The sequence below is a fragment of the Flavobacterium sp. HJSW_4 genome (genome assembly GCF_042436695.1).
In the GTDB taxonomy this organism is placed as follows: Bacteria; Bacteroidota; Bacteroidia; order Flavobacteriales; family Flavobacteriaceae; genus Flavobacterium.
The window spans coordinates 328,869-340,856 of the sequence record NZ_JBHNPP010000001.1; the positions used below are offsets into that span (position 1 = coordinate 328,869).

Sequence of the window (11,988 nt, forward strand, 5' to 3'; positions counted from 1 at the left end):
ATATTTAATACTATAAACGCATTCTAGTCATTAAACACCTTTATTTATTAACTACATCGTTTTAGACTTTGCTAGTTTTAATATTCTCCACAAATTGATCAAATAAATATGACGAATCGTGTGGTCCTGGACTAGCCTCTGGGTGATATTGAACTGAAAAACAATTTTTATTTTTCATTCTCATTCCTGCAACAGTATCATCATTTAAATGTATATGAGTAAGTTCCAATTCTGGATGACCTTCTAATGCCTCTCTTTTTACAGCAAATCCATGATTTTGAGATGTAATTTCACCTTTCCCAGTAAGAAGATTTTTTACAGGATGATTAATTCCTCGGTGACCTCCAAACATCTTGTAAGTCTGAACTCCATTTGCCAATGCAATAATTTGATGACCTAAGCAAATTCCAAACAAAGGTTTGTCATCAGCAATAATTTTTTTCGCAACATCAATTACTCCATACAATGGATCTGGATCACCAGGACCATTAGATAAGAAATAACCATCTGGATTGAATGCACTTAATTCTTCGTAAGTTGTATCGTAAGGGAAAACCTTAATGTAACAATCTCTTTTCGCGAAGTTTCTTAAGATGTTCTTTTTAATTCCAAGATCAAGTGCCGAAATTTTATAAGTAGCATTTTCATCTCCAACAAAATAAGGTTCTGTTGTAGATACTTTTGATGCTAACTCAAGACCTTCCATGTTTGGCACATTTGCCAATTCTTTTTTAAGATCTTCAATTGAGGTTCCATCTGTACAAATAACAGCATTCATTGCACCATTATCACGAATATAACTAACTAGAGCTCTTGTATCAACATCAGAGATACAGATTAGATTTTGCTTAGCGAAATAATCTTCTAAACTTCCAGAAGCTCCTTCTCTTGAATAGTTAAAACTAAAATTTTTACAAACTAATCCAGCAATTTTCACGCTCTCAGATTCAACCTCTAAATCATTTATACCATAATTACCGATATGCGGATTAGTAGTAACCATAATTTGACCAAAATAAGAAGGATCTGTAAAAATCTCTTGGTATCCAGTCATTCCAGTATTAAAACAAACTTCACCGAAAGTTTTACCGCTAATTCCGATAGATTTTCCGTGAAAGATTGTTCCATCACTAAGTAATAAAATGGCGCTTTGTCGTGTTGTGTATTTCATTATTTAATTTGTATTGTTTTTTTAATCAAGTTATAAAACCAGTATAAAGGTTTTAAGTATAATTAGATATTTTGCAAATTTACTTCTTTAAAATAGCCCTTCCAAGATTTTTTAAAACTTTCACTCGTAAAAATAAAACCTATCATTTTAAATAAGTTACATTTTTATGGTTTCAAAAAAATCAAAAAAAAAGGATAAACTAAAAATTAGTTTATCCTTGATTTTTATAGAATGATTACTTTCATAATTATTCAGAAGCTTCAGTAGTCGTTTCTGTTTCAGCAGCAGGAGCTTCTGGAGCAGCAGTTTCAGCTTTTTTAGCTTTACCACCACGACGGCTTTTAGCTTTTTTAACTTCTTTTTTACCTCCGTTGTAAAGTTCATTGAAGTCAACAAGTTCGATCATCGCCATATCAGCGTTATCTCCCAAACGATTTCCAACTTTAATGATACGAGTGTATCCTCCTGGACGGTCACCTACTTTAGCAGCAACATCTCTAAACAAATCAGTTACAGCGTATTTGTTACGTAAGTAAGCAAAAACAATACGACGGTTGTGAGTCGTATCCTCTTTTGATTTTGTGATTAAAGGCTCAACGAATTGTTTAAGCGCTTTAGCTTTAGCAACAGTAGTGTTAATACGTTTGTGCTCGATAAGAGAACAAGCCATATTAGCCAACATAGCTTTTCTATGTCCAGTCTGTCTGCTTAAGTGGTTGAATTTTTTTCCGTGTCTCATGACGTGTTTTTTTTATCTTCATCTTGCTACAATCCACTATGGAGAGCAAAATATGAAGTAAATTATTCTTTATCTAATTTGTATTTAGCTAAATCCATTCCGAAAGTCAAATTCTTCACTGCAACAAGTTCATCAAGTTCAGTTAAAGATTTTTTACCGAAATTACGGAATTTCATTAGGTCATTTTTATTGAACGATACTAAATCACCAAGTGTATCAACTTCAGCCGCTTTCAAGCAATTTAATGCTCTCACAGATAAATCCATATCAACAAGCTTAGTTTTAAGCAATTGTCTCATATGCAATGACTCTTCATCATATGATTCTGTTTGTGCAATTTCGTCAGCCTCAAGTGTAATTCTTTCATCAGAAAACAACATGAAATGGTGAATTAAAACTTTAGCAGCTTCAGTAAGAGCATCTTTAGGATTGATAGATCCATCAGTTTTGATTTCAAAAACTAATTTTTCGTAATCTGTTTTTTGCTCTACACGGAAATTTTCGATTGCATATTTTACATTTTTTACCGGAGTAAAAATAGAATCTGTAAAAATTGTTCCAATTGCAGCATTCTGTTTTTTGTTCTCTTCAGCAGGAACGTATCCTCTACCTTTTTCGATTGTTAAATCGAAGTTCAATTTGATTTTAGAATCTAAATTACAGATAACAAGGTCTGGATTCAAAACTTGAAAACCTGAGATAAATTTTTGAAAATCACCTGCTGTTAATTGGTCTTTACCAGAAACAGAAATAGTAACTGATTCATTATCGATATCTTCAATCTGACGTTTAAAACGTACTTGTTTTAGATTAAGGATAATTTCGGTAACGTCCTCAACAACACCTGAAATAGTAGAAAACTCATGATCTACACCTTCGATACGAACAGATGTAATTGCATAACCTTCTAACGCTGAAAGCAAAACTCTTCTAAGTGCATTACCAACTGTCAATCCGTAACCAGGTTCTAAAGGTCTAAACTCAAATTTACCTTCAAAATCGGTTGAATCGATCATGATAACTTTATCGGGCTTTTGAAAATTAAATATTGCCATAAATTTCGACTAAGTCAATTATTATTTGTTGTACAACTCTACGATTAATTGTTCTTTAATGTTTTCTGGAATTTGAAGTCTCGCAGGTACAGAAACAAAAGTTCCTTCTTTAAGATCATTGTTCCAAGTAATCCATTCATAAACATGACTTGAATTTGATAAAGAACGTTCGATAGCTTCTAAAGATTTAGATTTTTCACGAACTGCAACTTTATCACCAGGCTTAAGGTGGTAAGAAGGAATATTAACAACCTCTCCATTTACAGTAATGTGTCTGTGAGAAACGATTTGACGCGCACCTCTTCTAGATGGAGCAATTCCCATTCTAAAAACAACATTATCTAATCTTGCTTCGCATAATTGTAATAAAACTTCACCAGTTACTCCTTTAGTCGCTGATGCTTTTTCGAATAAATTTCTGAATTGTTTTTCTAAAATTCCGTAAGAATATTTAGCTTTTTGCTTTTCCATTAACTGAACAGCGTACTCAGATTTTTTTCCTCTTTTTTTAGCCATCCCGTGTTGTCCAGGTGGGTAATTTCTTTTTTCGAAAGATTTATCATCTCCGAAGATTGCCTCGCCAAATTTACGAGCGATTTTGGTTTTAGGACCAGTATATCTTGCCATTTTAAAAAAAATTTAAGGTAGAAATTATGAATTCAGGTCTAATCCTTCGATAATCTATGTTCTACCTTGTTTATACTATAAAAATAAAAAATTAAACTCTACGTCTTTTTGGAGGACGACATCCGTTGTGTGGCATTGGAGTAACATCAATAATTTCAGTAACTTCAATTCCACCGTTATGAATAGAACGGATAGCAGACTCACGTCCGTTACCTGGTCCTTTTACATAAACTTTCACTTTTTTAAGTCCTGCCTCAAGTGCTACTTTAGCGCAATCTTCTGCTGCCATTTGAGCTGCATAAGGAGTGTTCTTTTTAGAACCTCTGAAACCCATTTTACCAGCTGAAGACCAAGAGATAACTTCACCTTTCTTATTAGTCAAAGAAATAATAATGTTATTAAAAGTGGCAGAAATATGAGCCTCACCCGTTGATTCAACGATAACTTTACGTTTTTTTGCAGTTGCTTTAGCCATATTACTTATTATTTAGTTGCTTTTTTCTTGTTAGCAACAGTTTTTCTTTTACCTTTTCTTGTTCTTGAGTTGTTTTTAGTTCTTTGCCCTCTTAATGGAAGACCAGATCTATGACGAATACCTCTGTAACATCCAATATCCATTAAACGTTTAATGTTTAAAGAAATTTCAGAACGTAATTCTCCTTCAATTTTGTAAAATGAAACAGCTTCACGAATTGCTCCGATTTCATCATCATTCCAATCTTGAACTTTTTTATCTTGGCTAACTTGAGCTTTTTCTAAAATCTCAATAGCTCTACTTTTTCCTAATCCGAAAATATAGGTAAGTGCGACAACACCTCTTTTGTTTTTTGGGATATCTACCCCTGCTATTCTTGCCATAATTATCCTTGTCTTTGTTTAAATCTAGGATTCTTTTTGTTTATTACGTACAGTCTCCCTTTTCTACGCACGATAATGCACTCGGCACTTCTCTTTTTTACTGATGCTCTAACTTTCATAGTGAATATCCTTTAATATCGATAAGTAATTCTTGCTTTTGACAAATCGTAAGGACTCATTTCTAGTTTCACTTTATCACCAGGTAATAATTTGATGTAATGCATTCGCATTTTACCAGAAATATGAGCAATTACAATATGTCCATTTTCTAACTCTACACGGAACATTGCATTAGATAATGCTTCTATAATTGATCCGTCTTGTTCTATTGCTGATTGTTTTGCCATAAATATATTAAGCTACCGCTTTTCTATTTTTACCAGTCTTCATTAAACCATCATAATGTTTATTTAACAAGTATGAATTGATCTGTTGAATAGTATCTATTGCAACACCAACCATAATTATTAATGAGGTACCTCCAAAAAACATTGCCCAAGATTGTTGTACATCCATAATACTTACAACAATAGCTGGGAACACAGCAATCAAAGCAAGGAATAAAGATCCTGGGAAAGTTATTAAAGACATCACTTTATCAAGGAAATCAGAAGTTTCTGCTCCTGGACGAACGCCTGGAATAAAACCACCGCTTCTTTTTAAATCATCAGCCATTTTGTTAGTAGGAACGGTGATTGCAGTATAAAAGAATGTAAATACAATAATTAAAGTTGCAAAAACAAAATTATACCAGAAACCAAACATATTACTAAATGCACCAACAATAGATTGTGATGTATCTGATTTAGACAATCCAGCCACTGCTGCAGGGATAAACATAATTGCTTGAGCAAAAATGATTGGCATTACTCCAGAAGCATTAAGCTTTAGAGGAATCCATTGTCTATTACCTCCTGCCAAATCTTGCTCATAATCTCCAGTTGTTGTACGACGAGCATACTGTACTGGAATTTTACGCACTGCCATTGTAAGCAATACACAAGAAATGATAACTAACAGCCACACAATAATTTCAATAACTAATAACATTGGACCTCCATTGTTATTGGTAACACGTGTTGTAAACTCTTGAATAAAAGCTTGTGGTAAACGTGCTAAAATACCAACCATAATTAACAATGAAATACCATTTCCAATACCTTTATCTGTAATTTTCTCACCAAGCCACATAGCAAAAATTGTACCTGTAACTAAAATGATAACTGACGAGAACAAAAATTCAGGTGAATTAAAGCCTAGCAAAAATGCATTACTAGGCAATGTTCTGTATAAATTATAGATATAAGTCGGACCTTGAACCAATGTGATAGCGATTGTCAACCAACGAGTGATTTGATTAATCTTTTTTCTACCACTTTCCCCATCATTTTGAAGTTTTTGTAAATATGGAATCGCAATTCCCATCAACTGAACAACAATAGACGCAGAAATATAAGGCATGATACCTAAAGCAAATACTGAAGCCTTAGAGAAAGCACCCCCGGTGAACATGTCTAGAATAGATCCTAGACCATTTTTAGTTTGTCCCGCTAAACCAGTCAATTGCGTTGCGTCAATTCCAGGAAGCGTAACGTGTGCTCCAAAACGATATACTAAAAGTAATCCTAAAGTAATTAAGATTCTATTCTTTAGTTCTTCGATTTTCCAAACATTACTTATTGATTCAATAAATTTCTTCATCTTAATAGATAAGTTATATAGTTACAGCTTCTCCACCAGCAGCTTCAATAGCAGCTTTTGCAGTAGCAGTAAATTTGTGGGCAGTTACTTTTAATTTTGCTTTCAATTCTCCTCTACCTAAAATCTTAACGATTTCATTTTTAGTAGCCAAACGATTTGCTACAAATTCTGCCATAGAAACAGAATCAGTAATAGAACCATTATCTACTAATAATTGAAGAGTATCTAAATTAACACCTTCGTATTCTTTACGATTGATGTTTTTGAAACCAAACTTAGGTACACGTCTTTGAAGTGGCATTTGCCCTCCTTCGAAACCAATCTTTTTAGAATAACCAGAACGAGATTTAGCTCCTTTGTGTCCTCTTGCAGCGGTACCACCTTTTCCAGAGCCTTCTCCTCTACCTAATCTTTTATTTTGATTGTGCGTAGATCCTTCAGCAGGTTGTAAGTTACTTAAATTCATAACAGTATTTGTTATTTAGCTTCTTCAACAGAAACTAAGTGTTTAACTTTGTTTATCATCCCAAGGATAGCAGGATTTGACTCATGCTCCACAACTTGTCCAATTTTACGTAGACCTAAAGCTTCCAAACCTCTCTTTTGAGAAAGAGGACAGTTGATTTTGCTTCTTACTTGTTTTACTAATAATTTAGCCATAATTTCCTAATTAACCTTTAAAAACTTTCTCTAAAGAAACACCTCTTTGTTTTGCAACAGTGTGAGCGCTTCTCATTTGCAATAAAGCATCAAAAGTTGCTTTTACTACGTTATGTGGATTTGATGATCCTTGAGATTTAGACAATACATCGTGAATACCTACTGACTCAAGAACTGAACGAACAGCTCCACCAGCAATAACTCCAGTACCATGAGACGCTGGAATCAAGAATACACGTGCACCACCAAATTTTCCTTTTTGTTCGTGAGGAACAGATTGACCATTTAAAGGAATTCTAACTAAGTTTTTCTTAGCATCTTCTACTGCTTTCGCAATTGCTTCAGAAACGTCTTTAGATTTTCCTAATCCGTGACCAACTACTCCATTTTCATCACCTACAACTACAATAGCAGAAAAACCGAAAGCTCTACCTCCTTTTGTAACTTTAGTAACACGATTAACACTAACTAGACGATCTTTTAATTCAAGACCACTAGGTTTTACCAATTCTACATTTTTGTATTTAGACATAATATATTAGAATTTAAGTCCAGCGGCTCTTGCGCCTTCTGCTAATGATTTAATACGACCGTGATATAAATACCCACCTCTATCAAAAGTGATAGTATCGATCCCAGCTTTTAACGCTTTCTCTGCAACTAATTTTCCAACAGCAGCAGCTACTTCAACGTTAGTACCTTTTCCTATTTCTTTTTCTCTAGAAGATGCAGCTAAGATAGTAACTCCATTTACATCATCAATAATTTGAGCGTAAATTTCTTTATTACTTCTAAATACAGAAAGTCTTGGTCTTGCAGCAGAACCACTAACCGATTTTCTAATTCTGAATTTAATTCTCTGTCTTCTTTCAGATTTTGTTAATGACATAATCTTATATTTTAAGCTGATTTACCTGCTTTTCTTCTTAATACTTCACCCACAAATTTAACACCTTTTCCTTTGTATGGCTCTGGCTTACGGAAACCTCTGATTTTCGCAGCAACTTGTCCTAAAAGTTGTTTGTCAAATGATGTTAATTTTACGATAGGGTTCTTACCTTTTTCAGATATTGTTTCTAAACTTACTTCAGGAGCAATTTCTAAAACAATATTGTGAGAATATCCAAGAGCTAAATCTAATTTTTGACCTTGGTTTGAAGCTCTATAACCAACTCCAACTAATTCTAGTTCTTTTGTGAAACCTTCAGAAACACCAACAATCATATTATTGATCAAAGATCTAAATAATCCGTGTTTTGCTCTATGGTCTTTATGATCAGACGATCTTTCTACTAAAACTTGATCGCCTTCAACAGTTACATTTACGTCCGAAAACTCCTGAACTAGTTGACCTTTTTTTCCTTTTACTGTAATAATACCGTCTTTAACTTCAACAGTTACACCAGCAGGGATTACAATTGGGCTTTTACCTATTCTTGACATCTTATCTAGTGTTTAAAATTAGTATACGTAACAAATTACTTCACCACCTACATTTAATTGCTTCGCTTGTTTTCCAGTCATCAAACCTTTTGATGTAGAAACAATAGCAATTCCTAATCCGTTAAGGATTCTTGGTAATTTGGCAGCACCTGCGTACTTACGTAAACCAGGTTTACTAATTCTTTGGATATCTTTGATTACAGGCTCTTTAGTATCTTTATCGTACTTCAAAGCAATTTTGATAGAACCTTGTACAGTATTCTGCTCAAATTTGTAACTCAAGATGTAACCTTGATCAAATAAGATCTTAGTTATCTCTTTTTTTAGATTAGATGCTGGAATTTCAACAACTTTGTGGTTTGCAGCCACAGCGTTACGAACTCTAGTCAAATAATCTGCAATAGGATCTGTATACATATGTATTTGATTGCGATTATGGTTTTCGGGAGATACTCATCTCCCGAACCTTTAATCAATTAAAAATTATTTTTTGGTTTGCAAAAGTAATAACTTATTGCGAGATTACCAAGAAGCCTTTTTAACTCCTGGAATTAATCCATTGTTAGCCATTTCACGGAAAGTTACACGTGAAATACCGAATTGACGGATATAACCTCTAGGTCTACCTGTTAATTTACAACGATTGTGTAAACGAACTGGTGAAGCATTTTTAGGTAATCTTTGTAATCCTTCGTAGTCTCCAGCTTCTAATAAAGCTTTTCTCTTCTCAGCATACTTAGCTACCGTTTTCTCTCTTTTCACCTCGCGGGCTTTCATTGATTCTTTAGCCATGTCTTAATTCTTTTTAAAAGGTAATCCTAATTCAGCCAATAATGACTTTGCTTCCTTATCAGTTTTTGCAGTAGTAACAAAAGTAATATCCATTCCTGAAATTTTATTTACTTTATCAATATCAATTTCTGGGAAAATGATTTGCTCTAAAACTCCAAGATTATAGTTACCTCTTCCGTCGAAACCTGTAGCTTTAATACCACCGAAATCTCTAACACGTGGTAAAGCAGAAGTAATAAGTCTATCTAAAAACTCATACATTCTTTCTCCACGTAAAGTTACTTTTGCTCCAATAGGCATTCCTTTTCTCAATTTGAAAGACGCAACGTCTTTCTTAGAGATTGTAGAAACTGCTTTTTGTCCAGTGATCTTTGTTAACTCATCAACTGCATAGTCGATAAGTTTTTTATCAGATACAGCTGCACCAACTCCACGGCTCAAAACGATTTTTTCAAGTTTAGGAACTTGCATTACGTTTGTATATCCGAACTCTTCTTTAAGAGCAGAGATTACTCTACTCTTATATTCTTCTTTTAGTCTAGGTGTATATGCCATTACTATAGTACTTGATTAGATTTTTTTGAAAATCTTACTTTCTTATCTCCTTCTACTCTAATACCTACTCTAGTTGTTTCCTTAGTTTTAGGATCAATTAAAGCAATGTTAGAAATTTGAATAGAAGCTTCTTTCTTAACGATACCACCTTGAGGGTTTTTAGCACTTGGTTTAGTATGTTTAGAAACCATGTTTACACCTTCAACGATCGCTTTGTTTTTTTCACGGTAAACACGTAAAACTTTACCTTCAGCACCTTTATGGTCTCCAGCAATAACTCTTACGACATCTCCTGATTTTATTTTTAGCTTTATCATCTTAAAACGAATTAAAGCACTTCTGGTGCTAATGATACAATTTTCATGAATTGTTTTTCACGAAGTTCTCTTGCTACCGGACCAAAAACACGAGTTCCTCTCATTTCCCCTGCAGCATTCAAAAGAACACATGCATTGTCATCGAAACGGATATAAGAACCATCAGCTCTTCTCACTTCTTTTTTAGTACGTACAACAACTGCAGTTGAAACAGCTCCTTTTTTTACGTTTCCGTTTGGAGTTGCATCTTTGATAGAAACTACAATTTTGTCACCAACAGAGGCATATCTTCTTTTAGTACCTCCTAAAACACGAATAGTTAAAACTTCTTTAGCTCCCGTGTTATCTGCTACTTTTAGTCTTGATTCTTGTTGTACCATAATTATTTAGCTCTTTCTAAGATTTCAACTAATCTCCAACATTTTGTTTTACTTAAAGGACGCGTTTCGCTAATTCTTACAGTATCTCCAATGTTACAGTCGTTTGTTTCGTCGTGTGCAACATATTTCTTTGTTTTCAACACGAACTTACCGTATAATGGGTGTTTTACTTTTCTTACTTCAGAAATAACGATAGATTTATCCATCTTATTTGAAGTAACAACACCTATTCTTTCTTTTCTTAAATTTCTTTTTTCTTCCATCTTTCAGCAGAATACAATTATTGTAACTCTCTTTTAGTTAACTCTGTAGCTAATCTTGCAACTGTTCTTCTAACGCTTCTAATTTGAAGCGGGTTAGCAATTGGAGAAATAGCGTGAGCCATTTTTAGGTCAGCATATACTTTCTTAGTTTGACTAAGCTTTTCTTGCAACTCCGCTGCAGAAAGATCTTTTATTTCTGATTGTTTCATAATAAATATAAATTATGCTTCGAAATCTCTAGCAACAACGAATTTAGTTTTTACTGGAAGTTTTTGAGCTGCAAGACGTAAAGCCTCTTTTGCAACTGACAATGGAACCCCTCCAACTTCAAACATAATTCTTCCTGGTTTAACAACAGCAGCCCAATACTCAACTGCTCCTTTACCTTTACCCATACGTACTTCAAGAGGCTTCTTAGTGATAGGCTTGTCTGGGAAAATTTTAATCCATAATTGTCCCTCTCTCTTCATGTAACGAGTTGCAGCAATACGCGCAGCTTCGATTTGACGAGAAGTTAAGAACATTCCATCTTCATGTACAGATTTAATTCCAAACATTCCATTTGAAAGTTCATGCCCTCTTTGAGAGTTACCTTTCATTCTACCTTTTTGTACCTTACGGTATTTTGTTCTTTTAGGCTGTAACATTTTTCTTTAGTTTAAAAATTTACTTTCTTTTACGAGCATCTGGTTTACCGCCTTTGTTAAAGTTAGATTTGCCTCTAGGAGCATCTCCACCTTTACCACCACCTGTACCAGATTGTTTTTTGTCCATTCCAGCAAGTGGAGAAAGCTCTCTCTTACCGTAAACTTCACCTTTCATGATCCATACTTTGATACCCATTCTACCATAAGTAGTGTGAGCTTCAGCCAAAGCATAATCAATATCAGCTCTGAAAGTTGATAGAGGAATTCTACCTTCTTTGAAACCTTCCGAACGCGCCATCTCAGCTCCATTCAAACGACCAGAAATCAAAACTTTGATACCTTCAGCGTTCATACGCATAGAAGCAGCAATAGCCATTTTGATTGCACGTCTGTAAGAAATACGGCTTTCGATTTGACGAGCGATGCTTGTCGCCACAAGATAAGCATCTAACTCAGGTCTTTTAATTTCAAAGATGTTGATTTGAACCTCTTTGTCAGTAACTTTCTTAAGTTCTTCTTTTAACTTGTCTACCTCTTGCCCACCTTTTCCGATAATAATACCAGGTCTAGCAGTAGTGATAGTAACGGTTACAAGTTTCAAAGTTCTCTCGATGATTACTTTTGATACACTAGCTTTTGATAAACGAGCGTGGATATACTTTCTGATTTTGTGATCTTCAGCTAATTTATCGCCGTAATCATTTCCACCATACCAGTTTGAGTCCCATCCTCTGATGATACCAAGTCTATTTCCAATTGGATTTGTCTTTTGTCCCATGC

The 11,988-nt window shown here is 34.2% G+C and carries 23 protein-coding genes; all 23 read right to left on the minus strand.

Features of this window, described 5'->3' with window-relative positions; translation table 11 throughout:
• Positions 1-61 precede the first annotated feature (61 nt).
• The 23 genes from carA to rpsC all read right to left on the minus strand — a co-directional run bounded on the left by carA (position 62) and on the right by rpsC (position 11,986).
• A complete protein-coding gene (gene carA, locus ACE01P_RS01580) occupies positions 62-1,171 on the minus strand; it encodes a glutamine-hydrolyzing carbamoyl-phosphate synthase small subunit (RefSeq protein WP_379693363.1) in 1,110 nt (369 codons plus the stop codon).
• 247 nt (positions 1,172-1,418) lie between these two features.
• Positions 1,419-1,910: a 50S ribosomal protein L17 gene (gene rplQ / locus ACE01P_RS01585; protein WP_198857779.1), complete on the minus strand. Its 492-nt coding sequence runs from the start codon at positions 1,908-1,910 to the stop codon at positions 1,419-1,421.
• A 62-nt stretch (positions 1,911-1,972) separates the two neighbouring features.
• Positions 1,973-2,965, minus strand: a complete 993-nt coding sequence (locus ACE01P_RS01590) for a DNA-directed RNA polymerase subunit alpha (RefSeq protein WP_008464329.1) — start codon at positions 2,963-2,965, stop codon at positions 1,973-1,975.
• Positions 2,966-2,986: 21 nt separating this feature from the next.
• Positions 2,987-3,592 (minus strand): 30S ribosomal protein S4, encoded by a 606-nt coding sequence (rpsD, locus tag ACE01P_RS01595; RefSeq protein WP_008464326.1) that lies wholly within the window; start codon positions 3,590-3,592, stop codon positions 2,987-2,989.
• Between the two features lie 91 nt (positions 3,593-3,683).
• Positions 3,684-4,067: a 30S ribosomal protein S11 gene (rpsK, locus tag ACE01P_RS01600; RefSeq protein ID WP_026727866.1), complete on the minus strand. Its 384-nt coding sequence runs from the start codon at positions 4,065-4,067 to the stop codon at positions 3,684-3,686.
• An 8-nt stretch (positions 4,068-4,075) separates the two neighbouring features.
• Positions 4,076-4,450 (minus strand): 30S ribosomal protein S13, encoded by a 375-nt coding sequence (gene rpsM, locus ACE01P_RS01605; RefSeq protein WP_379693367.1) that lies wholly within the window; start codon positions 4,448-4,450, stop codon positions 4,076-4,078.
• Between the two features lie 2 nt (positions 4,451-4,452).
• Entirely contained in the window at positions 4,453-4,569 is a 117-nt protein-coding gene (ykgO, locus tag ACE01P_RS01610; RefSeq protein WP_002987490.1) for a type B 50S ribosomal protein L36, read from the minus strand.
• 12 nt (positions 4,570-4,581) lie between these two features.
• Positions 4,582-4,797: a translation initiation factor IF-1 gene (gene infA / locus ACE01P_RS01615; protein WP_007136545.1), complete on the minus strand. Its 216-nt coding sequence runs from the start codon at positions 4,795-4,797 to the stop codon at positions 4,582-4,584.
• 7 nt (positions 4,798-4,804) lie between these two features.
• Positions 4,805-6,151, minus strand: coding sequence for a preprotein translocase subunit SecY (gene secY / locus ACE01P_RS01620; protein WP_008464318.1), 1,347 nt, complete (start codon positions 6,149-6,151; stop codon positions 4,805-4,807).
• A 13-nt stretch (positions 6,152-6,164) separates the two neighbouring features.
• On the minus strand, positions 6,165-6,617 hold the full coding sequence (rplO, locus tag ACE01P_RS01625) for a 50S ribosomal protein L15 (RefSeq protein ID WP_379693370.1): 453 nt from the start codon (positions 6,615-6,617) through the stop codon (positions 6,165-6,167).
• A gap of 11 nt (positions 6,618-6,628) precedes the next feature.
• Positions 6,629-6,811 carry a 50S ribosomal protein L30 gene (gene rpmD, locus ACE01P_RS01630; protein WP_008464315.1) on the minus strand — a complete coding sequence of 61 codons (183 nt, stop codon included), beginning with the start codon at positions 6,809-6,811 and terminating at the stop codon, positions 6,629-6,631.
• A gap of 10 nt (positions 6,812-6,821) precedes the next feature.
• A complete protein-coding gene (rpsE, locus tag ACE01P_RS01635) occupies positions 6,822-7,346 on the minus strand; it encodes a 30S ribosomal protein S5 (RefSeq protein WP_085949269.1) in 525 nt (174 codons plus the stop codon).
• A 3-nt stretch (positions 7,347-7,349) separates the two neighbouring features.
• A complete protein-coding gene (gene rplR, locus ACE01P_RS01640) occupies positions 7,350-7,700 on the minus strand; it encodes a 50S ribosomal protein L18 (protein ID WP_035650451.1) in 351 nt (116 codons plus the stop codon).
• Positions 7,701-7,711: 11 nt separating this feature from the next.
• Positions 7,712-8,254, minus strand: coding sequence for a 50S ribosomal protein L6 (gene rplF / locus ACE01P_RS01645; RefSeq protein WP_053470829.1), 543 nt, complete (start codon positions 8,252-8,254; stop codon positions 7,712-7,714).
• An 18-nt stretch (positions 8,255-8,272) separates the two neighbouring features.
• Complete coding sequence (gene rpsH / locus ACE01P_RS01650) at positions 8,273-8,671, minus strand: 30S ribosomal protein S8 (RefSeq protein WP_008464306.1); 399 nt, start codon at positions 8,669-8,671, stop codon at positions 8,273-8,275.
• A gap of 105 nt (positions 8,672-8,776) precedes the next feature.
• A complete protein-coding gene (rpsN, locus tag ACE01P_RS01655; RefSeq protein ID WP_008464305.1) occupies positions 8,777-9,046 on the minus strand; it encodes a 30S ribosomal protein S14 in 270 nt (89 codons plus the stop codon).
• 3 nt (positions 9,047-9,049) lie between these two features.
• Positions 9,050-9,601 (minus strand): 50S ribosomal protein L5, encoded by a 552-nt coding sequence (gene rplE / locus ACE01P_RS01660; RefSeq protein WP_012022484.1) that lies wholly within the window; start codon positions 9,599-9,601, stop codon positions 9,050-9,052.
• Between the two features lie 2 nt (positions 9,602-9,603).
• The gene (gene rplX, locus ACE01P_RS01665; protein WP_379693375.1) at positions 9,604-9,918 is read right to left on the minus strand and encodes a 50S ribosomal protein L24; all 315 of its coding nucleotides are present in this window, start codon (positions 9,916-9,918) and stop codon (positions 9,604-9,606) included.
• Between the two features lie 11 nt (positions 9,919-9,929).
• Complete coding sequence (gene rplN / locus ACE01P_RS01670) at positions 9,930-10,298, minus strand: 50S ribosomal protein L14 (RefSeq protein ID WP_007803649.1); 369 nt, start codon at positions 10,296-10,298, stop codon at positions 9,930-9,932.
• A 2-nt stretch (positions 10,299-10,300) separates the two neighbouring features.
• Positions 10,301-10,561: a 30S ribosomal protein S17 gene (gene rpsQ / locus ACE01P_RS01675; RefSeq protein ID WP_012022485.1), complete on the minus strand. Its 261-nt coding sequence runs from the start codon at positions 10,559-10,561 to the stop codon at positions 10,301-10,303.
• Between the two features lie 17 nt (positions 10,562-10,578).
• Entirely contained in the window at positions 10,579-10,770 is a 192-nt protein-coding gene (gene rpmC, locus ACE01P_RS01680; protein ID WP_008464297.1) for a 50S ribosomal protein L29, read from the minus strand.
• Between the two features lie 12 nt (positions 10,771-10,782).
• Entirely contained in the window at positions 10,783-11,208 is a 426-nt protein-coding gene (gene rplP / locus ACE01P_RS01685; RefSeq protein WP_008464295.1) for a 50S ribosomal protein L16, read from the minus strand.
• Positions 11,209-11,227: 19 nt separating this feature from the next.
• Positions 11,228-11,986, minus strand: coding sequence for a 30S ribosomal protein S3 (rpsC, locus tag ACE01P_RS01690; RefSeq protein ID WP_008464292.1), 759 nt, complete (start codon positions 11,984-11,986; stop codon positions 11,228-11,230).
• Positions 11,987-11,988 lie beyond the last annotated feature (2 nt).